The sequence below is a fragment of the Streptomyces sp. NPDC005141 genome (assembly GCF_053599975.1).
In genome coordinates this window covers 1-25,302 of sequence record NZ_JBSFYW010000039.1, presented here as the reverse complement: position 1 = coordinate 25,302, position 25,302 = coordinate 1, and the positions used below count along the sequence as shown (strand labels likewise).

Genomic DNA, 25,302 nt, shown 5'->3' with positions numbered 1-25,302 from the left:
CCCGGCCTGGAGCGGCTGATCAGGCGGCCACCCGCTGTAGATCCGGCGAACCTATTTCAAATGCACATGCATACAACGATGACGGGCCCGATGACGACTTCCTCTTCCCTCTCCTCTCCCTCCTCCTCTGCGGACGGCCATCCCTCCCTAGCCGACTGGGTCCGCGCCCTGCTCGACGGCAAGAACTACGCCAGCGTCGCCACCATCGGCCCCGACGGATCCCCGCAGAACTCGGTGGTCTGGATCAAGGGCGAGGGTGACACCGTGCTCTTTTCCTCCCTCGACCACCGCCAGAAGGTGCGCAACCTGCGGCGCGACCCCCGTATCAGTGTCTCGGTCTACGACCTCGCCAACCCCCACACCGCCGTCGAGATCCGGGGAACCGCCGAGATCGTCCCGGACGAGGGCAAGCGCCTGCTGCGCGAGCTCTGGCAGAAGTACCTCGGCGTCGACCTGCCCGCCGCGAAGAATGACGAGGACCGCGTGATCATCCGCGTCGTGCCGCGGAAAATCATCGGTGTTCCGGGGTCGTGAGGTGCCCGCCCGAGGGGGCGGTACGGATGATGACGGAGTCCGGGAAGCCGGTTCCTGAGGTGTCCGGAGATCTGGGCATCCACCCACCGAGCAGCGTTTGCGCAACAGCCGCGGCGATCTGCGGCTGGTCAGCCGCCACCTCGTAGGAGCCGGCGGGGCGCGGACTCGGCCGGTGCGCACGCGCGCCCTGGGCCACCGGCCGTTAGCAGGACCGACCGCGAACTCAAGAGGATCGTCCCTCCCCTGGCCGATCAGCCAGGGGAGGGATCTGTCCCCCTCACAAGATGCTGCGTTTGTGTCAGGCTGAAGGTCATGAACCGCAACCCTCATCTGAACGAGCTGGGTGAGTTCCTCAAGGCGCGTCGTGCTGAGCTCACCCCCTCCGATGTCGGTCTCCGCGGCGGACAACGGCGGCGTGTGAAGGGTCTTCGCCGTGAGGAGGTGGCACTCCTCGCCGCGATCAGCACCGAGTACTACACACGGATCGAGCAGGGCCGGCTCCAGGCGTCGGCTCCTCTGCTTGACGAGATCGCCCAGGCCCTGCGACTGAACGACGACCAGCGCACCTACCTCTTCGACCTCGCGGCGAAGGAGCGGGTGCGCCCGTCCACGTACCGCGAGCGCCAGCAGGTGGACCCGCAGCTGCAGCGCATGCTGGACGATCTCACCGCCTCCCCGGCCTTCGTCATCGGCCGGTGCACCGACATCCTCGGCTGGAACCAGCTCGCCGCCGCCCTGTGGACCGATTTCGGGCGCTACCCCGAGCAGGAGCGGGTGTTCGTCCGGCTGCTGTTCACCGAACCCTGGATGCGCGAGCTGTACGTCGACTGGGAAGAGGTCACCCGGCTGGCCATCGCCCAACTGCGCATGGAGAGCGCGCGCTACCCCGACGACCAGCCCCTCACCGCCCTGGTCGAGGAACTCTCCGCCCGTGACGCGCAGTTCCGGCAGTGGTGGACCGAACACGATGTCGCGATGCGGGGCCAGGGCGTCAAGAAGCTGCGGCACCCGGTAGTGGGCGAGCTGACCCTCGACTGGAACACCCTCACCTGCGGCACGGACCCCGACCAACACATCATCGTGTGGAACGCCGAAGCCGGCACCCCCTCCCACGACGGACTGCGCCTCCTCGCTTCCTGGGCCGTCGACCACAACAAGACGGCGTCCGACGCGGCGACCTGAGCCGTCTCTGCGCGCGTCCGCAAGGGCTGACCGGGCGGCGTGATGTCACGCATAGGGGGAGAGATGCGTCCCCCCTACGACCGTATCCCAGCCAAGATGTTTCCCCTTTTCCAAGCGGACGCGAGACGGAAAGGTCGGGCACCTCAACGACCGCGTGTCAGACAACGAGGTGCTTCGCATGAAGGCTGTAGGTTTCACGGAATTCGGTGGCCCGGACGTGCTTCAGGTCCTTGAGCTGCCTGCCCCGGATGCGGGTCCGGGGGAGGTGCGGATCCGGGTGCGCGCCGCGACCGTCAACGCTGTCGACGCCCTCCAGCGCAGCGGACCTGCCCGGTCCCCGGATGCCCGGCCGCCGTTCGTTCCCGGCATGGAGGCCGCCGGCGTCGTGGACCAGATCGGCGCGGGTACCGACACGGACCTGAGCGTCGGTGACCACGTGATGGCGATCGTGCTCGCCGACGGCTCCCACGGCGCCTATGCCGAGCAGGTCGTGGTACCGGCGGAGTCGGTGGTCCGCGCACCCCACGGCGCGAGCGACGAGCAGGCCGCGTCGCTGCCGATGAACGCTCTGACCGCGCGCCTGGCCCTGGACACGCTCGGCCTGGAGGCCGGGCAGACCCTCGCCGTCACCGGGGCGGCCGGCGCGGTGGGCGGTTACGCCGTCCAACTGGCCAAGGCGGACGGGCTGCGGGTGGTGGCCGACGCGTCGGAGCAGGACGAGACCCTGGTCAAGGAACTCGGCGCCGACATCGTCCTGCGGCGCGGCGCCGAATACCCCGACCGAGTACGCGCGGAGGTCCCGGAAGGCGTCGACGGACTCCTCGATGCCGCCTCGCTCGGCGCCCTCACCGCCCGGGCGGTACGTGACGGGGGCCGGGTGGTCACGCTGCTCGGCTACGACGGCCCCGGCGAACGCGGCATCGTCTACGAGCCGATCGTCGTGTTCCGCTATGCCCGGGAGCGGGACAAGCTCGACCGACTGCGACAGCAGGTGGAGGACGGCCAGATCACGCTCCGGGTCGCCAGGACGTTTCCGGCGGAGCAGGCCGCCGAGGCGCACCGGCTCCTCGCCGCGGGCGGTGTGCGTGGCCGACTGGTGCTGACGTTCTGACGTTCAGATGTGGGGGACGTACGGGCGCTGAGGCGGCCCTTGACGCCACCGCGCGGGTGCGGCCGGACGACACACGACGTCCGGCCGCACGTGCGGGCTACGAGGCGAACGCGTTCACGTCCGTCAGCTCCGCCGACAGCTCCCACAGACGTGCTGCCTGCTCGGGGTCGGTCGCCCAGTCCTTGACACCGCGCATCTCGCCGTCGGCGGGAGCGGGCTCGGCGACATCGCAGTCCTCGAGGTAGAGGCCGCCCAGGTCGGCCAGTTGGGGTGAGGTCGCCGCCCATACCTGCGTGGCCGCGCCCTGCTGCGGGGTCTTGAAGAAGTCGGGGTCGCGCAGGTTCCCGTCCTCGTCGAACCAGCCGAACTCCACCCTCTCCGCGTCCGGAACGTGGCGCAGGAGCGGTGTGATGATGACGCCAGGATGCACGGCGAAGGCGCGGACGCCGAAACCCTTGGCGAGTCTGTCCAGGTGCACGGCGAAGAGCGCGTTAGCGGTCTTCGCCTGCCCGTACGCCTGCCACTTGTCGTAGCCCTGCTGCCAGTGGATGTCGTCCCAGCGGATGCCGGACATGTGGTGGCCTCCGGAAGAGACGGAGACAACCCGTGCACCGCCGGTTTCGAGGGCCGGCCACAGACGGTTGACGAGGGCGAAGTGACCGAGGTGGTTGATCGCGAACTGGGCCTCCCAGCCGGGCCCGACCCGCGTTTCGGGGCATGCCATGATCCCAGCGCTGTCGATGACGAAGTCGACACTCCTGCCTGAGGCGAGGAACCTCTCCGCGAAGCCGCGCACGCTTTCCAGGTCGCCGAGGTCCAGCTCGTCCACTTCGACGCCGGAGACCCCCTGCAACGCACCCCGTGCGTCTGCGGGCCTCCGCACGGGGACGACGACACGGGCGCCGGCCCGCGTGAGCGCACGGGTGGTCTCCAGGCCGATGCCCGAGTACCCGCCGGTGACGATCGCGAACTTCCCGCCCAGGTCGATGCCCTGGAGGACGTCGTCGGCGGTGCTCGTGGCGTCGAAACCGGAGCCGATCTTGTGCTGTGCAGTGGTCATGCTCGAACACTCCAAACTAGAGCAGCGGAGAATTTCTGACATTCGGGAAGGACGTTCAGTCACGTCTCTCGGGGAGGAGCGGCCCGCGGCGGCCGAGGCCCACGCGAGGAGTGCGACGCAGCCGAGGCCCGCGCCGGGTCAGCGAGACGGCAGTCCGTGCGGCCGAACAGGCCGATCAACATCACCGAGCGGGACCCGCGCAGTGCTCCGGCCGCGGCTCATCCTGTTCCCGTTGGGGTGTCCAGGTGAGTGCGGGCCGGCGTGCTGTACGCCGGGTGCGGGCCGGTTGCAACGGCATGGTGAAGGCGCTCGGTCCGCCGCCCACTTCCGCGTTGGACAGTGAATTCTCCCTCGCCGAGGGAGAAGTAAAGAGGGTCCTTTTCCCTCCCCGGTACCGGTCTTCCGGGGGATGAATTCCTCCCCCACCCGGCGCCCTGCATATGAAGCGGGCTCCGTACGCCGGGCCAGGTTCTGCCGAGGTTGGCCATCCGCTCCTGAGGGGTGAGCCGGGCGCCGGATGATCTGGAGTTCGATCATCGGACAACAGGAACGGCCGGCCGTCACGATGCGTTCCGGGACCGCCTGCTGCACGCAGGCCGTTGCGTGGTCTACCAGGCGTATGCCTCGGGGGCCTCGCCACCGGGGCCGGGCCAGATCTCATCAAGCTTGCGCAGGGTGTCGTCCGACAGCTGCACGTCGTGAGCCCGCAGGCTGGCCGCGAGCTGCTCGGGCGTGCGGGGACCCGCCATCACGGCCGTGAGGACGGGGTTGTGCAGCAGCCAGGCCAGCGCGACGTCGGCGGGCTGTGCGACGATCTCGGCGCACAGGGCCTCGTACGCCTCCAACTGGGGCCGGTACCGCTCGATGGTCTGCCGCATCTGGGCAGAAGCGCGGCGGCCGTTCTCGATCTTCTGCAGGACTCCACCGAGGAGGCCGCCGCCCAGAGGGCTCCAGGGGATGAGCCCGATCCCGTAGTGGCGCAGGGCGGGAATCACCTCCATCTCGTTGGTCCGTGCGGTGAGGTTGTACAGGCTCTGCTCGGAAACCAGGCCCGTGAAGTGGCGATCGGTTGCCGCGTTCTGGGCGGTGGCGATCTGCCACCCGGCGAAATTGCTGCTGCCGACGTAGGTGATCTTGCCCTCGCGGACCAAATGTTCCACGGCCTGCCAGATCTCCTCCCACGGCGTCGACCGGTCGATGTGGTGCATCTGGTACAGGTCGATGTGGTCGGTCCGCAGGCGCCGCAGGCTGGCCTCGGTCGCCCGGCGGATCTTGTACGCCGACAGGTACTTGTCGTTCGGGCCCGGGCCCATCGGCTGGTACAGCTTGGTGGCCAGCACTACCTGGTCCCGGCGTCCGCCGCCCTGGGCGAGCCAGCGCCCGATGATCTCTTCCGACAGGCCGTCACCCTGCTTCATGTCGGGTGACTGCGGGCCGCCGTACACGTCGGCGGTGTCGAACAGGTTGATGCCCGCGTCCACCGCCGCATCCATGATCTTGAAGCTGGTGGCCTCGTCAGTGGCGTCGCCGAAGTTCATGGTGCCCAGTGCGAGGCGGCTGACCTTCAGGCCGCTGCGGCCGAGATGTGCGTAGTGCATGGGGTGTCCTTTCTTGGCGGCGCGGGACGGATACGTACCCGTTCCGCGCACGGCGGGAGGGTCAGGAGGCGGACGTCACCTGGTCGACGGGCCGCCCGGGGGCGACGGTGTGCTCCGCCGCCCGGGTGTGGGGGTGTACGGCGAGGAGGTAGACGAGCACGGCGAGGAAGCCGCAGGCGACGGTGACCAGCCCGAGAGGGAGGGCGGTGCCGGAGCCACCGAGGCCGACGAGCGGGGCGGCCAGCCCACCGAAGGCGAAACGCGCCATGCCGAGCAATGAGGACGCGGTGCCGGCGATCTCGGGGTAGTGCGCGAGGGCGAGCGAGGTAGCGGGTGGGGTGGTGGTGGCGACGCATCGACGGCTACCGCGCCCTGATCGCCAAGGCGCACGCCGCCCACGTCCGCATCTACGGCGGCACCCTCCTGCCCTACAAGGACGCCACCTACACCAACACCAAGGGCGGCCCCTACTACACCGCCGCCGACGACGCGATCCGCCAGAAGGTCAACCACTGGATCCTCACCAGTCACGCCTTCGACGGCACCGTCGACTTCGCCAAGGCCGTCGCCGACCCGTCCGACCCGCTGAAGCTCCGCGCTGCCTACGACAGCGGAGACCACCTGCACCCGAACTCCGTAGGTGACCAGGCGATGGCGAACGCCATCGACCTCGCGCAACTGCACTGACCCGCAGCGTCTCTTCCCTCGTCCGGGCCCTCCACGGCGGCGGGCCCGGCAGCCGCGCTGGGGGGCCTCAACGGCTCCGACAGCCCCGTGGCTGTCGGCGAGCCACCTGGACTCGGACCCCTCAGACTGCCGCATCCTGTGCGGGGCCCGGTTCCGCTGTCCACGACGCCAGGAACAGAAGCCCGTCGTGGGACGGGGTACCGGGATCGGCGGTCGCGATCACCAGCTTCTGTGTGGGATCGGCGGTGCAGGTCAGGCTGTCCCAGTCGAGGGTGAGGTCGCCGACGATCGGGTGGCGCAGCCTCTTGGTGCCCATCCGCCGGCCGTTCATCTGGCGTCCTGCCCACCACTGCCGGAAGTCGGCGTCGGTGACGGACAACTCGCCGACGAGCGCGGTCAGTCCGGGGTCGCCGGGGTGCCGGGCAGCCTCCATGCGCAGATGGGCGACGCAGGTGCGGGCGTTCGTCCTCCAGTCAAGGCAGAGCTCTCGGAAGGCGGGGTCGATGAACATCAGCCGCGCGTAGTTGCGCTTCTTGGCGGGCACGTTGTCGAAGTCGGTGAGCAGAGCGGCCGCCAGGGGGTTCCAGGCGAGGATGTCGAGGCGCCGTCCGAGGACGAGTGCGGGGGTCGTGGTGAGCTCGTCCAGGATGCGTCTGAGCTGCGGGTGAACCTTCTGCACCGGTCGGCGGCGCGGTTCGCACGTGCCCCTGGCCGCCAGCTCGAACAGATGGTCGCGCTGGGCTTCGTCGAGATGCAGGACGCGGGCGAGCCTGGCGAGCACCGACCCCGACACGGGGGCGCGCCCCTGTTCCAGCCGCGCGTAGGCGTGGGTGCTGATCCCCACGAGTTTGGCGACCTCCTCACGGCGCAGCCCTGGCACTCGCCGGGCCGTCCCGGACTCGGGCAGACCGACGGTCCGCGGGCTGAGCTGGGCCCGGCACACCTTGAGGAATTCTCCCAGTTCAGACAATTGCACTTTGGTGTACATAGCAGCGAGTGTCACAGTGTTCAGCCGAAATGTAAGGGGGAGGTTTTTCTCCCAGGTCTGTCGTCTGTCCCTCGCGAATCCGCGGGGCCGCTGAGACCGGCGTATCAGCCGGCCTGACCGGCCGTGAGCCCGCCGGGCCGACCGGTGGCCCGCGAGGCGAGGGCGCGCAGTCCGTCGTACGACGGCGTGCCCGGCTCAGCCGTCCAGACGACGAGTTCCTGATCGGGATCGCCGCCGCCGACGAGGGTGTCCCAGTCCAGGACGAGTTCGCCGACCAGGGGATGGTGGAACCTCTTGACGCCCGCCCTGCGCGACGGCGCGCGACGACTTCCCCACCATTGACCGAATTCCCTGTCCTCCACGGAGAGTTCGCCGACCAAGCTGATCAACTGCGGATCCTCGGGGTATTTGGCGGCCTCCCTGCGCAGATGGGACACGCATTCACGGGCGACGGCCCGCCAGTCCGCGTAGAGCGTCCGCATGGAGGGATCGGTGAAGAGGATGCGGACGCAGTTCCGCCTGCCTTCCGGCACCTTCGCGAAATCGGTGAACAGGGCGACTGCGAGCGGATTCCACGCCAGGATGTCCATACGGCGGCCGATCACCACGCCGGGACTCGAGGTGAGGTCGTCGAGCAGGCGGCGCAACTGCGGATGCGCCTTCTGTGCGGCCGGACGGCGGTGTCGTGCCCGTTGCCGGCCGCCCAGCTCGAACAAGTGGTCACGTTGGTGATCGGACAGGTGCAGCACATAGGCGAGAGCGGCCAGCACTGACGCGGACGGCTGGATGCGGCCCTGCTCCAACCGTGTGTAGTAGTCGGTGCTGATGGTGGCGAGCAGGGCGACCTCCTCCCTGCGCAGGCCGGGTACGCGTCGGCCACCGGTGTCGGGCAGACCGACCGTGCGGGGGGTCAGCTCCGCCCTCCGCGCCTTGAGGAACTCTCCCAGCTCATTCAGATGCGCGTCGCCGGTCATGACGCCAGTGTGGCATCGCTGGGCCGTCGGGAGGGGGGTAAGGATTTCTCCCCTGGATAAGGGATTCCTCGGATGGAATTCTCCCCTTTGCAGGAGCACCTGACAGTGACAGGGTCGGTGGCGCGTTCGGTGACCGGGATCGGTCTGCGGAACGTACACCCCCACGAGCGGAACGACCGACCTCCGGAAAGAATGATTTACCGGACGTCACCGATATCCAGTATTTCTCTGGCAGGCGGAGGAGGCGAGGACAGCCGGTGCGGACGGATGCCCCCTTCTTCGGCCATGGCACGGCGCTCACCGGTGACCCGCAAGCCCCCGACACCCGTGCCGGCTGCCTCGAAACCCACGTGTACCTCGTCTCCGCCCTCGCCTCGATGCTCGGTGAGCCCAGCCCCCCCGATAGAGACCGGGCAGCGTGAAGTCCCCCACCCGAAACCACGCCAGGAGCACCACCTCATGTCCGAACGGAAGAAGTTCGCGCCGCCGGCCATCCAGGAGTTCGCCCCCAAGCTCGCGGAGGTGACTGACACCGTCCTGTTCGGCGACATCTGGGAGCGGCCGGGGTTGTCCCCGCGCGACCGCAGCCTCGTCACCGTCACCGCTCTGGCCTCTCTGTACCGGGTCGACCAGCTCGGCTTCCACCTCGGCAAGGCGCTGGAGAACGGTGTCACCAAGGATGAACTGATCGAGGCCATCACCCATCTGGCCTTCTACGCCGGATGGCCCAACGGCATGTCGGCGATGACCCAGCTCAAGGAGATCGTGGACAAGGCCGACCAGTCCGAGCCCGGCTGAGGTCCTCCCCACCCGCACCACCCTCGCGGGCTCGCCCCCACGCAGCCGCCACACAGGCGGCGGGGGCACTTCCCGGAGAGAAAGACACCATGCAACTGCTGAAGCAGCCCCCGACCATGAGACTTCCCGCCGAGTGGTTCACCGGCGACGCCTATGCCGACGTGCTCCACCGCGGCGAGGAGCCCTCCCGGCTGAGGGCCAACATGGTCCGGTTCACTCCCGGCGCCCGCACCGCCTGGCACTCCCACGGCCTGGGCCAGACCCTCTACATCGTCGAAGGCATCGCGCTGGTGCAGTCCCGCGGCGGTCACATCATCGAGGCCCACCCCGGCGACGTCATCCACACGCCCCCGGGCGAGGAGCACTGGCACGGCGCCGCGCCCGACCGTTTCATGACCCACATCGCCCTTTGGGAGACGGACGACGCCACCTGGCTCGAACACGTCTCGGACGACGAGTACCACGCCCCGCGCGTCAGCACCCGCGCCCGCGCCTGACCCCCGACAGCCCCAAGGAAGACCCGAGGCCCCCTCATGCGAGCAACAGTCATCCACTCGCCCGGCGACATCCGGGTGGAGAACGCCCCCGAACCGAAGATCACCTCGCCGACGGACGCGGTCATCCGCACCGTCGCCACCTGCGTGTGCGGCTCCGACCTGTGGAGCTACCGCGGCGTCCTGCCGGTCGCCGAGCCGCAGCCGATCGGCCACGAGTACGTCGGCATCGTCGAGGAGGTCGGCAGCGACGTATCGACCGTCAGGCCGGGGCAGTTCGTCATCGGTTCCTTCGTGGCCTCCGACAACGTCTGCCCGGTCTGTCAGGCCGGCTACCAGACCTCCTGCCAGCACGCGCAGTGGGTCAACGGCGCCCAGGCCGAGTACGTCCGCATCCCTCTCGCCGACGGCACCCTGGTCGCCACCCCGGAGCAGCCGGACGAGGAGCTGATCCCGAGCCTGCTGACCCTGTCCGACGTCATGGGCACCGGCTGGTACGCCGCCAAGGCCGCCGAGGTCAGGCCCGGTTCCACGGCCGTGGTCGTCGGTGACGGCGCGGTCGGCCTGTCCGGCGTCATCGCCGCGAAGGAACTGGGCGCCGAGCGCATCATCGCCATGAGCCGGCACGAGTCCCGGCAGAAGCTGGCCCTGGACTTCGGTGCCACCGACATCGTCACCGAGCGAGGCGAGGAAGGCGTCGCCCGCGTCAAGGAGCTGACGAACGGCGTCGGCGCCGACTCGGTCCTCGAGTGTGTCGGCACGCAGGAGTCGATGCACCAGGGCCTGCAGTCCGCGCGCCCGGGTGGCAACGTCGGCTTCGTCGGCTTCCCGCACGGCACGCAGATCGACGGCCAGGAGCTCTTCTTCTCCCACGTCGGCCTGCGCGGTGGCCCCGCGCCGGTGCGCGCCTACCTTCCCGACCTGATCGACCGCGTCCTCAACGGCCGTATCAACCCCGGCAAGGTCTTCGACCTCACCCTGCCCCTGGACAGGGCAGCCGAGGGTTACAAGGCCATGGACGAACGCCGCGCCATCAAGACGCTGCTGCGTCCGTGACCGGAAGAACGTGACCGACAGCCATGACCAGCCAGGCCATCACCACCGTCGAGGCATACTTCGATGCCTTCGGCACGCGCGACATGGAGCGCGTCCTCTCCCACTTCCCACCCGATGCGACCTGGACGATCCCGGGAGATCCGGCTCTGACTCCCTGGGCCGGGAGCCGCACCGGGCCGGAAGGGATCCGGCAGTCCCTCACCGCGTTCTTCGCGGCCGTCGAGCCGCTCGCGTTCGAACTGGGGACCATGGTGGAGGCCGGCGGACGGGTCCTGGCACCGGGCCGGTACGCGTCCCGGTTCCATCCCTCGGGGCAGGTCCTCGAAAGTGAGATGATCATGCGTTTCACCGTCTGGAACGGCCTGATCACCGACTACCGGGTCTTCGAGGACTCACTCGGCATCACCCGCGCCCACCTCGGTGAGCCCCTCACCACCACTCCCACCTGACGACGGGGTCTTCTCCACCGGATCCACGAGGACGGGAACGCACCGATGACGACCTGGACAAGCGACGAGCTCGACCGCATCGCCGAGGCCGACGAACTGGAGATGGCGCCGCTCCGGCCTGACGGCACCGTGCGCAAGCCGGTACCGATCTGGATCGTCCGCGACGGCGACGACCTGTACGTCCGCTCCTTCCGCGGTACGGACGGCGGTTGGTGGCGCACCGCCCGCGCGACCCACGCGGGACACGTCCGCTCCGGCGGCGTCGACAAGGACGTCACCTTCGCCGAGGTGCCGGACCCCGAGACCAACGACCGCGTCGATGCGGCGTACCGAAGCAAGTACGGCCGTTTCGGCGGCTCGTACGTCGATCCCATGGTGGCGGCACGCTCCACGACGCTGCGGCTGCTGCCCAGATGACCAGGACGACCCCCATCGAATCCGCTGAGCCGCCACAGCCGGCCAGTCTCGCCCCGGAGCACGTGTCATGATCGGTCTCGAACTCGTCGTCGTCCTGGGTGCGGCCGTGTTGGCGGGCAACGTCCTGGGACAGCGCCTCCGGGTCGCCCCGCCCGTTGTACTCCTGGTCCTGGGCGCTCTCATCGGCCTTGTCCCGGCCGTCCGCCAGACCCAACTCCCGCCCGAAGTGGTCTTGTTGCTCTTCCTTCCCGTCCTGCTGTACTGGGAGAGCCTGACCACGTCGATGCGGGAGATCCGCTCGAACCTGCGCGGCATCGTCCTGCTCAGCACGGTGCTGGTGATCCTCACCGCGGGAGCGGTGGCGGTCGCCGGGCACGCACTCGGGTTGCCATGGGGGCCGGCGTGGGCTCTGGGCGCGGCGGTGGCACCGACCGACGCCACCGCGGTGAGTGCCCTGGCGGGTTCCCTGCCGCGCCGTCAGATCACGGTCCTGCGTGCGGAGAGCCTCGTCAACGACGGCACCGCGCTGGTGATCTTCGGCCTGGCGGTCGGTATCACCGTGGGCGAGGAGCACCTCACCCTTCCGCATGTGGGCGCGCTGTTCCTGCTGGCGTACGGCGGTGGGGCCGCGGTCGGCGTCGCGGTCGCCTGGGTCAACATGAACCTGCGCCGACGGCTGGACGATCCCCTGCTCGGCAATCTGGTCATGATCCTCGCCCCGTTCACGGCGTATCTGCTGGCCGAGTTGATCCACGCCTCCGGTGTCCTCGCGGTCGTGGTGAGCGGCCTGATCATGGCCCAGGTGGCACCCGGCCTCATCCGCGCCGAGCACCGCCGCCAGGCACTGGCCTTCTGGCCGCTGGCCACGTTCATCATCAACGGCGCCCTGTTCGTCCTGGTGGGAGTGGAACTGCAGTACGCACTGCACCACCTGAGCCGGTCCGACCTCACGGACGCCCTCATCGCGATCGGGGCGGTCAGCGCGGTCCTCGTCGCGGTCCGGTTCGCGTTCCTGTTCTCCTCCGCCTACCTGGTCCGCGCGATCGACCGGCGTCCCGAGCAACGGCTGCGGAGAATGAGCGACCGGGCACGTGTCGTCAGCGGGCTCGCGGGGTTCCGTGGCGCGGTGTCTCTGGCCGTGGCCCTCTCCGTGCCCGAGACCCTCGACTCCGGAGCGCCCTTCCCGGACCGCGCCTTCATCGTCTTCGTCACCTCCGGCGTCATCGTGGTGACCCTGGTGGTGCAGGGTCTGCTGCTGCCGGGCGTGGTGCGCTGGGCCCGGCTGCCCCGCGACACCTCCGTCGACGAGGAGCAGATCCTCGCCGAGACCACGGCGACCGAGGAGGCCATCAAGGCGCTTCCCCAACTCGCGGCCGCACTGGGCACCACCCCCAAGGTCGCGGAGTGGCTGCGCCAGGAGTACGAGGCCAACCTGGCGACCGTACGAGCAAGGGGCGCGGGCACCGACGACGATCCCGCCCTGCTCCACAACCGCCACTACACCGACCTCCGCCTCGCCCTCATCTCCACGAAGCGCGCGACCGTCGTCCGCCTGAGGGACGAGTCGCGGATCGACGACACCGTGCTCCGCCGGCTCCAGGCCGCCCTGGACAACGAAGAGGTCCGGCTGGCCGGAGCCGAGCAGGTGGAGTAGGCGCAGCGACCACCTGGTCTCGACGACCCAAGCCACGAGAAGGAACCCGCTGCCATGACCTCCGGCCTCATCGACGTCCACGCCCACCTCCTGCCCGACTTCTACGTCGAGCAGGCGACTGCGGCGGGCCATGCCCATCCCGACGGCATGGGCGGCTGGCCATCATGGTCTGTGCGAGATCACCTCGATCTGATGGACCGCAACGGCATCCGGACCGCGATGCTCTCCCTGTCCTCTCCCGGCGTGCACTTCGGTGACGACAAGGCGGCCCGTGTCCTTGCCCGGCGTGTCAACGAATACAGCGCCAATGTGGCGCGGGACCACCGGGGCCGATTCGGCAACTTCGTGTCGCTTCCGCTGCCGGACGTAGACGGCGCGTTGGAGGAGATCGCCTTCGCCTTCGACGAACTGGGCGCCGACGGCGTGGCGTTGCTGACTCACACCCATGGGGTGTATCTGGGCGACGAACGTCTCGCGCCGGTGTTCGCGGAGCTGGACCGCCGGGGAGCCGTGGTCTTCCTGCACCCCACCTCACCCGTGTGCTGGGAGCAGTCCGCTCTCGGAAGGCCGCGTCCGATGGTCGAGTACATCTTCGACACGGCCCGCACCGTCACGGACCTGGTGATGGCGGGCGTCCTGACCCGTCACCCGGACATGCGGGTGATCGTCCCGCACTGCGGTGGCGCGGTCCCGGTCCTGGCCGACCGCATCAACGAGTTCATGCGGCTCTTCGTGCCTTCGCATCAGGCGCCCCCGCGCGACGCCGTTCAACAACTGGGCGCCCTGTATTACGACTTGGCGGGTACGGCCTTCCCACGCCAGGTTCCGGCCTTGCTGAAGCTGGTCGGCCCCGACCGCGTGCTCTTCGGCAGTGACTACTGCTGGACGCCGGCGCCGCTTGCCGATGCCCACATCGCGGCGATCGACGCGGCCGAGCCGCCCACGGAAGGCGCCACGTGGCGCTCGCTCACCACAGCGAACGCCTTGCGCCTGTTCGCGCAGGCGCCCCCACGGTGAAACATCCACAAGGAGGAAGCATGCACACGCGAACCCTAGGACGCGACCTCCGCGTCTCCGCCATCGGCCTCGGCGCCATGGGCATGTCCCAGAGTTACGGCCCGAACCCCGGTGACCGGAACGACATGATCGCCGTGCTCCGCGGAGCCGTCGATCTGGGGGTCACGTTCTTCGACACTGCGGAGGTCTACGGCCCCTACGTCAACGAGGAACTCGTCGGAGAGGCCCTGGCCCCGGTGCGCGACGACGTGGTCATCGCCACCAAGTTCGGATTCCGCATCGAGGACGGTGCGAGCGTCGGACTGAACAGCCGGCCCGAGCAGATCCGCTCCGTCGCGGCGGCCTCCCTCAAGCGGCTGGGAGTCGAGAGGCTCGACCTGTTCTACCAGCATCGCGTCGACCCGGAGGTGCCCATCGAGGACGTCGCGGGCACCGTGGGCGAACTCGTGCAGGAAGGCAAGGTCCGCTGCTTCGGGCTTTCGGAGGCCAGTGCCCAGACCATCCGACGTGCCCACTCGGTCCACCCCGTGACGGCGGTGCAGAGCGAGTACTCGTTGTGGACCCGGGATCCCGAGCCGGAGGTCCTTCCGACGTGCGTGGCGCTCGGCATCGGATTCGTGCCCTTCAGCCCGCTGGGCAAGGGGTTCCTGACCGGGGCGGTGGATGCCTCGACGCCGTTCGCGGCCGACGACGTCCGCACCACCATTCCTCGGTTCACGGCCGAGAACCGGGCGGCGAACCAGGCACTCGTCGAGCACGTCGCCACCCTCGCGCAGGCGAAGCACGCCACACCGGGGATGGTGGCCCTCGCCTGGCTGCTCGCCCAGCATCCGTCGATCGTGCCGATCCCCGGAACCCGGCGCACCGCGCGCATAGAGGAGAACGCCGGCGCCACGCGCGTCCCGCTCTCCGCAGACGAACTGTCGGACCTCAACGAACTCGCAGGCCGGATCGGGGTCAAGGGAGACCGTTACAACGAGCACCACATGTCGCTGGTGGACAAGTAGGGGACCTGCTCAACTTTCGTCGGAGGCGGTGGGCGGGACTGCGGGTGCGCCGACGCCCCAGGACGTGACGAAGTCGGGTACCACTTCCACCCAGTTCGGACCGAACCCCGGTCCCAGTACCTCCCCGCCCTCCGTGTGCAGCACGGTGGTTCCCTTGACGAGGATCCCGCGCGGCTGCCAGGTCTGCCCGTCCGCCACGTCGTCGACCACCAGTGCCGCCTGCGGGTTGGCCGTGAGGTGACGCACGTACAGCCGTTCCTGCCCACTCCCTTCGAGCACACGCCGACCGATCTTGATCACCTCCTGCTCAGGATCGAAGTGGTACCTGATCGGCACCACATGGGGCTTGCCGGAACTGCCCGCCGTGGCGAGCCGCCCCAGGAAGTGCTCCCGCAGGTAGGCGGCTTCCTGCGCGGTGAACCTGCTCATGTCGATCTCCAGTTCGCAGGTTGTCGCTGACGTCCACGGAGCCGATGTCGAAGATCGGAGCTTTCTCTAAGGTCGCAGGAGCACCTTGCCGTGCGCATGGCCGGACGCGCTCAGCTCGTGCGCCCTGGCGGCGTCGGCGAGCGGGAAGCTCCGGTCCACGCGCACGCGCAGCCGACCGTCGGCGGCCTGGCGGGCGTAGTCGGCGAGTTGCGGCCCGAACCGTCGGCCGCCGATGGAGAAGGTGATGCCCACCTCGAAGGCCCGCGAGTCGTTGGTGGTGACGATGCGGTCCGTGGTGCCGCCGCGCAGCTCCACGGAGACGTCCAGAGCGTCGATGCCGGCGACGTCGTAGACGGCGTCGACGCCCTGCGGGGCGACCGCGCGGACCCGGTCGGCGAGGCCGTCCCCGTAGGCCACGGGGATCGCGCCGAGTGAGCGCAGGAAGTCGTGGTTGGCCTCGGACGCCGTACCGATCACGGTGACTCCGCGGGCCACGGCGATCTGGACGCCGACGGAGCCGACCACGCCCGCGGCTCCATGGATCAGCAGGGTCTCACCCGGGCCCACCGCGAGTTCGCCCAGCACGCGGTCGGAGGTCTCCACAGCCACCGGCAGCGCGGCGGCCGTCTCCCAGTCCAGGCCGGCCGGCTTGGCCGCGAAGTCCGAGGCCAGGGCGTACTCGGCAGAGGCTCCGGTGTCGGTCCAGAGCCCCGGGTACCACCGGGACGGCACCGCGGGTCGCACGGAGATCTTCGCCTGGGGTGTGCTGTACGCCTTCACGGCAACCGGCTGCCACTCCTTCAGCACCGGCGTTCGTACTGGTCGGTGGGGTGATGACTCCTCGCCGACCACCGTGCTTCGGGTTGTGCGTCCGAATGTCAGTGGTCACCCCTATCGTCGGGAAGAGTAGTTATCAGAAGGCTTCCGGGGGAAGAGTGACCGACGGACAGAAGCGAGCAAGGCGGTCCACGGGTCGCGGCGGTTCGGCCAGGCGCAAGCGGGTCGTAGCGACGGCGGTCATGGAGGCCGAGGGGTGTCTCGCCGACCTGAAGCGCGGGCGCCGTGCCGCTCGCGAACTCAAAGAAGTCACCGAACAGATGCTCTCTCCTGAGTACAAGGGGCGCGTGCTGGTCGAACTCCTTCAGAACGCCCACGACGCGCACCGCGCCCGGCACGGCGATGGCCGCGTCGAGATCGTCCTCGACGAGGAAGAGGGCGAACACGGCGTCCTCTACGTGGCGAACGGCGGAAGGCCTCTCGGGTACAAGAACTTCGAGGCGTTGTGCAGCATCGGCCTGTCGAGCAAGCGACCCGATGAGGGTATCGGCCACAAGGGGGTCGGCTTCAAGAGCGTGCTTCAGCTCACCTCCGCCCCAGAGATGTACAGCGTCACGGGCTCCGCGTCCAAGGCCTTCGACGGGTTCTGCTTCCGCTTTGCCCGGGACGACGACTTCGACTGGTTGGCGGACCAGGTCGCGCCCGGCCACCCGGAGGCTGCCGACCAACTGCGCGCGAACCTGTCATCGTTGAAGGTCCCGGTGCCGGTGGACGACGTCCCGGCTGCGGTGGCTCCTTTCCGCCGACGGGGAATGGTGACCGTGGTCCGGCTCCCGCTGCGGTCCGCCGAGGCGAGGCTGGAAGCGGTACGTCAGCTGCGGGAACTGACCGATGACGGGGCGCCGTTCGAACTCTTCCTGGACCGCCTCGGCAAAGTGACCGTCACGCACCGGGTGGGCGGCCGGGGGCGCCCCAGCGTCTACACACGCAAGGTGGACACCCTCTTCACCTCTCGTGACCTGAAGATCCAGCAGATCACGCTACGCCGTCGCACCCGCCTGATCATGGTGACGGCCGCAGTGGACAGCGAGCGCGCACGCGAAGCCATCGCCGCCGGCCTGGGATCCGGACCGCTGAAGGACGGCTGGCAGGCACTAGAAAGCTCGGCCGTGGTCAGCGTGGCGGTACCCGCGGGCGACCCTCTGGAGCGCGGCAGGCTCTACACGTTCCTGCCCATGGGGACACAACGGACCTGCCCGGTACGCGGGTTCGTCAACGCGCCATTCCACACGGACGTGAGCCGACGCACCATGGCGGAGTCCACGCAATGGAATGACCTGCTACTCGACACCGCGGCCGAGGCCTGCGCACGGGCGACCGCATTGGTCGATGAGGGACGCGTCGTGCTGCCCGCAGGCACCCTCATTGATCTGATGTGCTGGGAACACGACCAGGTTCGGCGCCTGGAGCTGGCCTTCAAGGCACAGGACCGTGAGTTCGACGACGTTCCGTTCATGCCGGTACTGCACCCCGCGGGCACCCGCACCGCGTACCGCTGCGGCTACTTGTGGCGCGGCCCCGACCAGGCTCGCGTGTTGACACCGCAGGCCGTGGCTGCCGCTGGGGTCCGGCACGTCATCGACCCACAAGTCCATCCCCGGCGCGCCGAGCGGCTGGCGGCGCTGGGTACGGCCCGTGGACTGGGTCTCGTCCCGCCTGTCAGCGTGCTCGCCGGCTGGGCGGAGAGCGTAGCCACGGCCCTCGCCCAGGGGGAGTTCGACGCCGGAAAGTGGGCGGACTACTACCACGACCTCTCGGTCTGCTTCGCCCGCACCGGCGAGGAACTGAAGGGGAGGAAAATCGTCCTCACGGTCGACGGGAAGCGGGCTCCGGCCGGCGATCCCGGGGTGTTCTTCCGCCGTTCGGACGGCCCGTCGGCCGCGCTGCCCGCCCTACCACCTGGACTCGCGAAGAGCATCTCCTTCGTCCACACGGAGATCGCTTGGGCGGGACGGAAGACCAGCCGGCGCTCCCGCGGTCGTACCTGGCTGGAGGAACAGGGGCTGGTACGGGATTACAGCCCGAAAGCCCTGCTGGAAGTGCTGGGCGACGCCATGCGCAAGGTCCGTGAGGACGACGAGGCCCTGCGCGAGCACCTCCTGTTCGCCTGCGCCATATGGGCGTCCTCCGTGGACCGGCACGGCAAGCGGCCCGTGATCAAGGGGCTGTTGGTGCCGGGCCGCAAGACCTGGGTGCCCGCCACGGAGGCCATGTTCGGAGATGGCTGGACAGGCGGGCACGGCGGGATCGACCGGGCACTGGTCCGCTTCTTCGACCGTACCGAAGCTGTCTCCCGTGACCTTGTCGCCGCAGCCGACCGGGTCGTCCGCCCCGCCCAGGACATCTGTGCGGGCACTCGCACCGACGCGCAGACCTTGCGGCGCTTCCTCGAACAGCAGGGCGTCCGCCACGGCCTGCTACCGACCTACGTGGCAACGTCCCAGGCGGTGAAGGGGCAGTATCTCAACCGCCCCTCCCTCTTTCCCGGACTGTGGGCTCTGAACCTGGACCCGGATGAGCGGGCCCAATGGCAGTCGACGGCCCAGCGCTGGCCCAAGCGCCGCGACGATCTCTACCTGACCGTCGAGTACCGCCCGACCCGCAAGAGGGTGGCCGTTCTCCCCGGCCAGCGGGAGTACGCCGCGTTCGACGATGAGAGCCGTCGGCTCTACGCCGAACTGATTGTCCACGGCCTGGACACTTGGGCCCCCGAGGCACTTGAGTTCCGCTTCGCGGGCGGCTCGGATCAGAAGGGCACACCGTGGCCCACCCCGCTGGCGGCCTTCCTGAGCCGAGTGCCGTGGATTCCCCAGACGGGTGACGACGAAGACCACCCCGGTTTCACCACTGCCGGCCATGCGTGGTGGTGGGCCTCGGGGGAGGCGCCGCCCGCCTTCCTCACCGTCGCTTCCGCCGTGCTGCGCAGACGACAGTCGGACCGCGTGCTCAAACGCCTGGAGCTGCTCGGCGTACGCCGCTGGGACGATCCCGAGACCGCCGCGGACCGGCTCCGCCACCTGCCCGCCCTGCTCCGCCGTGCGCCCCGGCTACGGCAGGGAAGCCTTGGGCATCTGCTGCGGAGGGCCTACGAACAGGCATGGGCGGACCTCCTTCCTCCGGACCGGTTCGGCAGCGGGTGGCGGTCCGGGATCTTCCCCGAGCTCCTTGTGAGCCGGGCCGGGACACTGGATGTCCTGGCAGCTGACTCCGAGCCGGAGCCGGTCTACGTGGCCGACATCCGCGGCACCCAACAGCGAAGGCTGCTCGACCAGGCACCCCTGCCCGTCCTTCCGGTCGACGACCGGGCTCTGGGCCAGCGCGTCCACGAGCACCTGGAGGCGCACGGCCGTTTCGTGATCCGGCCGACGAGCGAAGCAGAACTCGACGTCCGGGTCGACCAGCTGCCGATCGCCGACGCACCCCGAGTACCGCTGCTCGCCCTGGCCGGGCCCTGGCTGGAGACCCTCATGGTCGCCCTGGTCGAGTTCGACGAGGAGCGGTCCTCCCGCGCCACGGTCCCCGCGGCGCGCCGCGTCAGGCAACGGCTTCGATCCTGTGGCGTCGTCGTGGCGCGGACCGCGGTCACCCATATCGCCGGGCACGCCCTCGACGCCTCCGGCGATGACCGCTCCCTCCTCCACGACGATCCGGACGAACCCCGCCTCGTCGTGGTGTGCGCAGGGCAGCGCTCCGACTGGCATGTGCTGGAGGTAGCCGCGACCGCCCTGAGTACCCTGATCGGCGCCCCCTACCTGAGCACGGCGGTACAGCTGGCGTTCATCGCACTGAACCGGCTTGACCGGACCGTCGCGGACGTCACCGAGGCGGACATTGCCTCCGTGCTCGCCATCCCGCAACAGCGCCTGGAGGCGGTGCTCGCCGACCGTGCCTCGATCCGCTCCGGCAGCGCCCGACTCGTCCCCCTTCTCGCCTGCGTTGACCTCGCCCTCGCCGAGGAACTGCAACGCGGACAGGAGGCCCTGCACGATCGCGGCGAACTCCACGACTGGCTGGTCACCCGGCTCGATGTCGACCGCGCCGACCAGTTGCTGGGACTCGTGGAGGAGGCCGACTGGCAGCGGATGCTGTCCGCACTGGGAGTGCCCCTGGCCGAGGCCAACCAGGCTTGGCAGACACTGGGTCTGCTGACCGTCGACAACGCGGAGACCCACCAACGCCAGTTCCAGGCCTGGTCGCAGCAGAACCGGGCCCGAATGGCCGACCGCGTCCGTGACGCCTACGTGGCCACGCACAAGGCGGGCGCCCCCCTCACGGAGTACGTTCGGCTGCGCTCGCTCCCCGAACTGGAGCCGGACCCCCGGTGGGGACTCGAACACTGGGACCTTCCTGCTGACCTCCTCGACGCCCACGCCGAGGAATGGACGGTCACGCACCTGCCCCCGACACCGGCCCGGCAGCACCACCCGCGCACGGTGGCCGAGATCCACGAGGACTGCGTCGACACCATCCACGCGCGCCTTCCCCGCCTGCGTGTCCGCATCGAAGCCTGGCTGAAACGCCAGGGCCGCGAGATCCCCTCCCTGCCGTCGGCCACCGAGGTCGCGTCGGCGATGGACGCCGAAGGCCTGCTCGACTTCGAGCCGATCGGCACCCGCACGCTCATCGCCTGGCTCCAGACCCACGGTCACTGGCCCGCGGACATGCCCGCCACGGACCGGGCGGCCGACCTCGGCCTGCACGAACCCGCGCCCCTCCCGCCGAGCCCGCCCGTCGGTAGCACCTCGCTCCCTGCCGCGCCGTCGGGCCCGTCACTTCTCCTGAACGGCCGTGCCCTTCCGATCGGCCCCGACCACCTGCGCGACCTTGCCCGACAGGTCGCCGCCGACCTCACCCCCGACCAACTCGCTGCCTCCCCACAGCCCGGGACACCGTCGGCACCCGCCCTCCCGAGACAACGAACCACCTCCGCGGTCGCCGGTCGTGGCGGGGGATACCAGGCCGTCCCCCGGGACCCCCAGAGGGACAGGGCCGTCGGACTCGCCGGAGAGGTGGCCGTGGCCGCCTGGCTGGAGCGGCAGTACGGCGTCCCCCGCGAAGAATCCTGGAAGTCCGGGCTACGCCAGCACGTCCTCGCCGACGGCTCGGGCGACGACAGCCTCGGCTACGACTTCCTGATCCACGACGGCGATCGCACCCTCCTGTACGAGGTGAAGGCCTCGACCGGGGACCGGGGCGAGTTCGAACTCGGCGAGTCCGAAGTCGAACGAGCCAGTCACCTCCGCCCGGACGAGACCTACACCATCGTCTACGTCACCCACGTCCTCGACAGCACCCACCGACGCATAACGCCCCTTCCCAACCCGTTCAGCGCTCCCGGCCTCGCTGGCTACCGCCTCGTCGGCACGGCCATGCGTCTGCGGTTCGAACTACCGCCGGGGTGACCGAAACCTTCTCTGTAGGCGAACGAGGCCGAGCTGACTCCAGGAGCCGCTTGGGCAGTTGTTGGAGCAGCCCGCCCTCGCCGGTCAGTTGAAGGCTCTGAGCTTGAGCCCGGACCCCCAGCTCGTCGATCAGCTGGGGTCCACGGGCTTCGCCAGCACTGTCTCAGACGGCTCGACAGGTTCAGCCTTGGTCGTGTTGTCGCTGGTCATCGATGCATTTTCCATGATCGGGAGTTGCACCGAATGTTTTGCAGCCCCAATGTGATCCAGAACCACGGTTCAAGAGACGCCGACAACGCCTGAGCTGAGCAGTGCCACTCGGTGGCGGTGTTGACCCCGTACGTTGTGGGGTGTCTGCATCCCCCGTAGCGTCGGCCTGCGCATCTGTTGATGAGCCCTCTACAACCGGATGTCGCGGGTCCAGGCGTTCGTGTTGCCTGACGGACTGGTCTTGCATGTGGTTGCATAGCAGCGCCAGACCCATTTGTGTTTCCAGCGCCGGATTTCGATTTCTGTGCCTTTGCATCGACCGCACTTCGGGGGCCGGGCGAAGGTTTCCGCGTGTTCGTGTGCGAGCAGCTTGCGGGCGAAGTAGGCGCCTCGCATGGTCAGCATGACCTCACGTGTGTTGCTCTGCGAGAGTGCGTTGAGGCTGCCGAGCATGACTGTGCGCTCGTCGACTACCGCGATCTTCTGGTGCATGACATACACGGGGACAACGGTCTGGGCGACGGTACGCAGGTCTCCGATGAGTGCCTGGTTGCTGTCTTTCTTCTGGAGCTGGTCGGTGTCGTCACGGATGAACACCGTGATGCGTACGCCGCGGTCGGTTGCTGCCTTCAGCTCGGGCAGCAGGGAACGGATTCGGTTGGCTACCCAGGGCGCCCAGAGCCAGAGGGACTGCTTTGCCTGTCGGATCTCGGCGCTGAAGGTGCGAAAGAAGTCACGTTCGTCGTCGATGGCCGTCACTTCAACGTGGCGGCTGAGGACTTCGGCCAGTGCGATGCCGAACTCGCCGCGGAGGGTGGGTGGCGTGTGTGGCGGGGTGATCAGGTTCTTGGCGTGGAGCACGCGGACGCCGCGCGTGCCGATCATGGCTGCGAGTTCGGCCAGTACCGTTCCTGGTCGTGCTCCGCTGACGCGTTCCCCGCTCGCGATGATGTACAGGCGGGTCCTGACGCGGGTGACGGCGACGTTGAACAGGCGGACACCGTTGCGTCTCCACTCGTCGGCGTCGGGCTGCCGGTGGGCGAGAGCCATCCATAGCTCGCGGCTGCCTGCACCGCCTTCCACGGTGTCGAAGATGACGACGTCGAACTCCCGGCCTTGGAACTTGTGCGCCGTCCCGACTTCGGCCAGCGGACGGCGCCCTGAGCCTTCGACGTCGCGTAGTGCCTCCAGGGTGGCCTCGGCCTGGACCCCGTACGGGGTGACGATCCCTGCGTCCTCGCCTTGCTCGTGGTGCAGTTCCACCAGCGCTCGGGCGATGAGAGAGCCGGCCGGCCACCACCCTTTGCGGCTGCCGGTCAGGTGTGGCCGGGCAAGCTCGTCTAGGCCGTCGGTGTCGATCAGCACGATCTCGGGATCGCTGTCGGGCCGTTCCGGGCGCGCTTGGGCGCTCCCGCGCAGCATCCCGCCGTACGCGAGGCTGTTGGCCAGCTTCATCACAGCGGGGCCGAACCTGTGCTGCTCGGTGAGGGTGACGCACGCCGGATGCGCCTGCGCATCCGCAGGTTCGAAGATGCCGCAGTGCTGGAAGACATCGGGGAGCAGCCACCGCTTGATGTCGTCGCGTTCTTGTTCCTTGAGTCCACTCGGAATGACCGGGCCCAGCTGCATGAAGTCACCAAGCAGTACGGCAGCCCTACCGGCTTTGCCAGTGGCCAGGAGCACTTCGGGGAGTGTGGCCGCGCCGGCCTCGTCGACCAGGACGACGTCATAAGGGCCCTCGAATACTGCCCGGTTGGTACGGAAACGGGCCAGAGTGGTGGCAACCAGCTTCGCGCTCTTGATGATCTCGCCCTGGGCATTGCGGGCCAGCCGCTCGTATTCCTCCTGAACGTCCTGGTACTGCTGCTCCAGCTGCGGGCGGCGGGAGCTGTCAGCGGCAGCGACCGGACGTAGCTGTTCGGCCCGGTTGTGTTGCGCCGGCCAGTCTTTCATGGCGGCCCGGTCGACGAGCGTCTGTGCCTGCTGCGCTGCGACAGCCGCCTTGTTTGCCCGGTTCCTCTCCTGCTCGGCTATGACACAGAGCTGTTGTGCCTGCTCGCTCGCGGCCCGTGCGGCTCCGGCTTCGGCGTCGAGGTGAACGATCTGTTGCCTGCTGAGGGGGGCCGAGTCGGACAGCGCCGTGATGCGGGCATCAAGTACCGCGATGCGGGCGTTCGCGGTGCGGCGGGCGTTCAAGGACTCCTCGCGAGCTGTCTCCGCTCGCTTCTCGGCGTCGTGCAGTTCCTCTTGGAGAGCGGCGATCGTCTCCCGGGCGCGCCACCGCGCCATTGACCCCTTCGATTCCCACTGCTTCAGGTGATGTCGCAGTGGCCGGCACTCTTCGTCCGCGAGCAGGACATCGGCTTCTCGGTGTTCAGCGGCCTGCCGGACTCTGTCAGCCTCGTCGGAGAGCTGGTCCACCTCTTGCCACAGCTCGCGTGAGGGCTCCGCGGCCTCAGCACGGTCGGACACCGTCCTGGCCGCGGCCATAGCCGCGGCCGCTGCGCGCACGGTTTGCGCGTGCCGGTCGTCGGCCGCGTCGCTACGAGCCAGTGCGGACGTGTGGTCCTGGCCCGGCGTGCGCAACAGCTTCAGCGCGGCGAAGTACGCGAAAGCGTCGAACCTGGCGAGCGTCGTGTCCAGAGCTGCCAGTTGGCCGGCCCGGTTGCGGATCGAGACCAGTTCGGCCTCAACGGCGCTGCGGCGCTCGGCCGTCTCCGCTAATCGTGCCCGGACCATGAGCGGCAGAGACACCGAGGCGTCCTCCGCGACCTCTTTCAGGTGAGGCGGGCCCACCCGGACGATCTCACCATGGCCGTGGCGCTTCTCCCGCACCACTCCCAGCAGGGCGTTGTCCACTGCGACATTGGTCGCCGAGACCAGCAGCACCCGCTCGCCCCGCGCGATCAGGTCTCCGATGGCGCGTTTGAGGACCGTCGTCTTACCGGTCCCCGGAGGCCCCCACACCAGCTGGACGCCCTCACCCAGGCAGGCCCGGTAGGCGTCGGCCTGGGCGGAGTGGAAACCGGGCGGGTCCGGCTCGTGTGCCGGTGCCCCGCCGATGGTACGGGCGGCCAGGGCGGCGGCAAGCGGGTGCTCGCCCAGACCGGCGATGCCGTCGCGCAGGGCTTCCACGAGGAAGGTGGGAGGCTGTTTCAGCATCCACAGGTGCGGGTCGGCGATGTCGGCGAACTCAGCCACGCGCAGGGTGAGCAGGGATCCGTTCTGCACGGTTTCGGAGACGCTGTAGCCGTCCTTCTCGATGGACCTGTCTTCCGGCCCGGCGAGCCGCAGACTGTCGAGCTGAGGTTCCCCCGTTGCTCGGGAGTCGCCGATCAGCTGGTCAGAGCGGGTTGACGGGTGTTCAGGTTCGTTGGTTCGGCCGTCGCCTGGTCGGC

The 25,302-nt window shown here is 69.0% G+C and carries 21 protein-coding genes and 1 pseudogene; 13 read left to right on the top strand and 9 right to left on the bottom strand.

Features of this window, described 5'->3' with window-relative positions:
* Window positions 1–90: 90 nt before the first annotated feature.
* From ACWD68_RS26920 to ACWD68_RS26910, 3 genes are all read left to right on the top strand, one after another.
* Window positions 91–534: a PPOX class F420-dependent oxidoreductase gene (locus tag ACWD68_RS26920; RefSeq protein ID WP_451809036.1), complete on the top strand. Its 444-nt coding sequence runs from the start codon at window positions 91–93 to the stop codon at window positions 532–534.
* A 312-nt stretch (window positions 535–846) separates the two neighbouring features.
* Window positions 847–1,716 carry a helix-turn-helix domain-containing protein gene (locus ACWD68_RS26915; protein WP_451809035.1) on the top strand — a complete coding sequence of 290 codons (870 nt, stop codon included), beginning with the start codon at window positions 847–849 and terminating at the stop codon, window positions 1,714–1,716.
* A gap of 178 nt (window positions 1,717–1,894) precedes the next feature.
* A complete protein-coding gene (locus ACWD68_RS26910) occupies window positions 1,895–2,827 on the top strand; it encodes an NADP-dependent oxidoreductase (RefSeq protein ID WP_451809034.1) in 933 nt (310 codons plus the stop codon).
* A gap of 97 nt (window positions 2,828–2,924) precedes the next feature.
* On the opposite strand, the gene ACWD68_RS26905 is transcribed toward ACWD68_RS26910, so the two are convergent.
* The 3 genes from ACWD68_RS26905 to ACWD68_RS26895 form a co-directional block, all read right to left on the bottom strand.
* Window positions 2,925–3,887 carry an SDR family NAD(P)-dependent oxidoreductase gene (locus ACWD68_RS26905; protein WP_451809033.1) on the bottom strand — a complete coding sequence of 321 codons (963 nt, stop codon included), beginning with the start codon at window positions 3,885–3,887 and terminating at the stop codon, window positions 2,925–2,927.
* 608 nt (window positions 3,888–4,495) lie between these two features.
* Window positions 4,496–5,485 (bottom strand): aldo/keto reductase, encoded by a 990-nt coding sequence (locus ACWD68_RS26900; protein ID WP_451809032.1) that lies wholly within the window; start codon window positions 5,483–5,485, stop codon window positions 4,496–4,498.
* A gap of 61 nt (window positions 5,486–5,546) precedes the next feature.
* Window positions 5,547–5,753 (bottom strand): hypothetical protein, encoded by a 207-nt coding sequence (locus ACWD68_RS26895; protein WP_451809031.1) that lies wholly within the window; start codon window positions 5,751–5,753, stop codon window positions 5,547–5,549.
* A gap of 65 nt (window positions 5,754–5,818) precedes the next feature.
* On the opposite strand from ACWD68_RS26895, the gene ACWD68_RS26890 reads away from it, so the two are divergent.
* Entirely contained in the window at window positions 5,819–6,172 is a 354-nt protein-coding gene (locus ACWD68_RS26890; RefSeq protein WP_451809030.1) for a GDSL-type esterase/lipase family protein, read from the top strand.
* Between the two features lie 121 nt (window positions 6,173–6,293).
* Here the strand turns inward: ACWD68_RS26890 and ACWD68_RS26885 are convergent, their stop codons facing one another.
* Window positions 6,294–7,160 carry a helix-turn-helix domain-containing protein gene (locus ACWD68_RS26885; protein WP_451809029.1) on the bottom strand — a complete coding sequence of 289 codons (867 nt, stop codon included), beginning with the start codon at window positions 7,158–7,160 and terminating at the stop codon, window positions 6,294–6,296.
* A gap of 104 nt (window positions 7,161–7,264) precedes the next feature.
* The gene (locus tag ACWD68_RS26880) at window positions 7,265–8,134 is read right to left on the bottom strand and encodes a helix-turn-helix domain-containing protein (protein ID WP_451809028.1); all 870 of its coding nucleotides are present in this window, start codon (window positions 8,132–8,134) and stop codon (window positions 7,265–7,267) included.
* 459 nt (window positions 8,135–8,593) lie between these two features.
* On the opposite strand from ACWD68_RS26880, the gene ACWD68_RS26875 reads away from it, so the two are divergent.
* From ACWD68_RS26875 to ACWD68_RS26840, 8 genes are all read left to right on the top strand, one after another.
* Window positions 8,594–8,932: a carboxymuconolactone decarboxylase family protein gene (locus ACWD68_RS26875; protein ID WP_451809027.1), complete on the top strand. Its 339-nt coding sequence runs from the start codon at window positions 8,594–8,596 to the stop codon at window positions 8,930–8,932.
* Between the two features lie 89 nt (window positions 8,933–9,021).
* Window positions 9,022–9,429: a (R)-mandelonitrile lyase gene (locus ACWD68_RS26870; RefSeq protein WP_451809026.1), complete on the top strand. Its 408-nt coding sequence runs from the start codon at window positions 9,022–9,024 to the stop codon at window positions 9,427–9,429.
* Between the two features lie 36 nt (window positions 9,430–9,465).
* On the top strand, window positions 9,466–10,482 hold the full coding sequence (locus tag ACWD68_RS26865; RefSeq protein WP_451809025.1) for a zinc-dependent alcohol dehydrogenase family protein: 1,017 nt from the start codon (window positions 9,466–9,468) through the stop codon (window positions 10,480–10,482).
* Between the two features lie 23 nt (window positions 10,483–10,505).
* Window positions 10,506–10,931: a nuclear transport factor 2 family protein gene (locus ACWD68_RS26860; RefSeq protein ID WP_451809024.1), complete on the top strand. Its 426-nt coding sequence runs from the start codon at window positions 10,506–10,508 to the stop codon at window positions 10,929–10,931.
* A 45-nt stretch (window positions 10,932–10,976) separates the two neighbouring features.
* Window positions 10,977–11,348 (top strand): DUF2255 family protein, encoded by a 372-nt coding sequence (locus ACWD68_RS26855; RefSeq protein WP_451809023.1) that lies wholly within the window; start codon window positions 10,977–10,979, stop codon window positions 11,346–11,348.
* 67 nt (window positions 11,349–11,415) lie between these two features.
* Entirely contained in the window at window positions 11,416–13,002 is a 1,587-nt protein-coding gene (locus tag ACWD68_RS26850; RefSeq protein ID WP_451809022.1) for a Na+/H+ antiporter, read from the top strand.
* Window positions 13,003–13,056: 54 nt separating this feature from the next.
* On the top strand, window positions 13,057–14,019 hold the full coding sequence (locus ACWD68_RS26845; protein WP_451809021.1) for an amidohydrolase family protein: 963 nt from the start codon (window positions 13,057–13,059) through the stop codon (window positions 14,017–14,019).
* 20 nt (window positions 14,020–14,039) lie between these two features.
* A complete protein-coding gene (locus ACWD68_RS26840) occupies window positions 14,040–15,026 on the top strand; it encodes an aldo/keto reductase (RefSeq protein WP_451809020.1) in 987 nt (328 codons plus the stop codon).
* A gap of 9 nt (window positions 15,027–15,035) precedes the next feature.
* Here the strand turns inward: ACWD68_RS26840 and ACWD68_RS26835 are convergent, their stop codons facing one another.
* Together ACWD68_RS26835 and ACWD68_RS26830 are read right to left on the bottom strand one after the other, a co-directional pair.
* Window positions 15,036–15,455, bottom strand: coding sequence for a pyridoxamine 5'-phosphate oxidase family protein (locus ACWD68_RS26835; protein ID WP_451809019.1), 420 nt, complete (start codon window positions 15,453–15,455; stop codon window positions 15,036–15,038).
* A gap of 66 nt (window positions 15,456–15,521) precedes the next feature.
* The gene (locus tag ACWD68_RS26830; protein ID WP_451809086.1) at window positions 15,522–16,205 is read right to left on the bottom strand and encodes an NADP-dependent oxidoreductase; all 684 of its coding nucleotides are present in this window, start codon (window positions 16,203–16,205) and stop codon (window positions 15,522–15,524) included.
* 185 nt (window positions 16,206–16,390) lie between these two features.
* Here ACWD68_RS26830 and ACWD68_RS26825 point away from each other — a divergent pair, with 185 nt between their 5' ends.
* Complete coding sequence (locus ACWD68_RS26825) at window positions 16,391–21,694, top strand: sacsin N-terminal ATP-binding-like domain-containing protein (protein WP_451809018.1); 5,304 nt, start codon at window positions 16,391–16,393, stop codon at window positions 21,692–21,694.
* A gap of 31 nt (window positions 21,695–21,725) precedes the next feature.
* Here ACWD68_RS26825 and ACWD68_RS26820 read toward each other — a convergent pair.
* Window positions 21,726–21,904, bottom strand: a pseudogene (locus ACWD68_RS26820) (IS256 family transposase); the annotation flags it as partial.
* Window positions 21,905–22,093: 189 nt separating this feature from the next.
* Window positions 22,094–25,302, bottom strand: a 3,209-nt coding sequence (locus ACWD68_RS26815; protein ID WP_451809017.1) for an AAA domain-containing protein, incomplete at its 5' end; no start/stop codon positions are given.

Excerpts from the sequence above, each read along its gene's own strand:
- ACWD68_RS26920 (WP_451809036.1), top strand. The coding sequence starts at position 91 with ATGACGACTTCCTCTTCCCTCTCCTCTCCCTCCTCCTCTGCGGACGGC.
- ACWD68_RS26915 (WP_451809035.1), top strand. The coding sequence starts at position 847 with ATGAACCGCAACCCTCATCTGAACGAGCTGGGTGAGTTCCTCAAGGCG.
- ACWD68_RS26910 (WP_451809034.1), top strand. The coding sequence starts at position 1,895 with ATGAAGGCTGTAGGTTTCACGGAATTCGGTGGCCCGGACGTGCTTCAG.
- ACWD68_RS26905 (WP_451809033.1), bottom strand. The coding sequence starts at position 3,887 with ATGACCACTGCACAGCACAAGATCGGCTCCGGTTTCGACGCCACGAGC.
- ACWD68_RS26900 (WP_451809032.1), bottom strand. The coding sequence starts at position 5,485 with ATGCACTACGCACATCTCGGCCGCAGCGGCCTGAAGGTCAGCCGCCTC.
- ACWD68_RS26895 (WP_451809031.1), bottom strand. The coding sequence starts at position 5,753 with ATGGCGCGTTTCGCCTTCGGTGGGCTGGCCGCCCCGCTCGTCGGCCTC.
- ACWD68_RS26885 (WP_451809029.1), bottom strand. The coding sequence starts at position 7,160 with ATGTACACCAAAGTGCAATTGTCTGAACTGGGAGAATTCCTCAAGGTG.
- ACWD68_RS26880 (WP_451809028.1), bottom strand. The coding sequence starts at position 8,134 with ATGACCGGCGACGCGCATCTGAATGAGCTGGGAGAGTTCCTCAAGGCG.
- ACWD68_RS26875 (WP_451809027.1), top strand. The coding sequence starts at position 8,594 with ATGTCCGAACGGAAGAAGTTCGCGCCGCCGGCCATCCAGGAGTTCGCC.
- ACWD68_RS26870 (WP_451809026.1), top strand. The coding sequence starts at position 9,022 with ATGCAACTGCTGAAGCAGCCCCCGACCATGAGACTTCCCGCCGAGTGG.
- ACWD68_RS26865 (WP_451809025.1), top strand. The coding sequence starts at position 9,466 with ATGCGAGCAACAGTCATCCACTCGCCCGGCGACATCCGGGTGGAGAAC.
- ACWD68_RS26860 (WP_451809024.1), top strand. The coding sequence starts at position 10,506 with ATGACCAGCCAGGCCATCACCACCGTCGAGGCATACTTCGATGCCTTC.
- ACWD68_RS26855 (WP_451809023.1), top strand. The coding sequence starts at position 10,977 with ATGACGACCTGGACAAGCGACGAGCTCGACCGCATCGCCGAGGCCGAC.
- ACWD68_RS26850 (WP_451809022.1), top strand. The coding sequence starts at position 11,416 with ATGATCGGTCTCGAACTCGTCGTCGTCCTGGGTGCGGCCGTGTTGGCG.
- ACWD68_RS26845 (WP_451809021.1), top strand. The coding sequence starts at position 13,057 with ATGACCTCCGGCCTCATCGACGTCCACGCCCACCTCCTGCCCGACTTC.
- ACWD68_RS26840 (WP_451809020.1), top strand. The coding sequence starts at position 14,040 with ATGCACACGCGAACCCTAGGACGCGACCTCCGCGTCTCCGCCATCGGC.
- ACWD68_RS26835 (WP_451809019.1), bottom strand. The coding sequence starts at position 15,455 with ATGAGCAGGTTCACCGCGCAGGAAGCCGCCTACCTGCGGGAGCACTTC.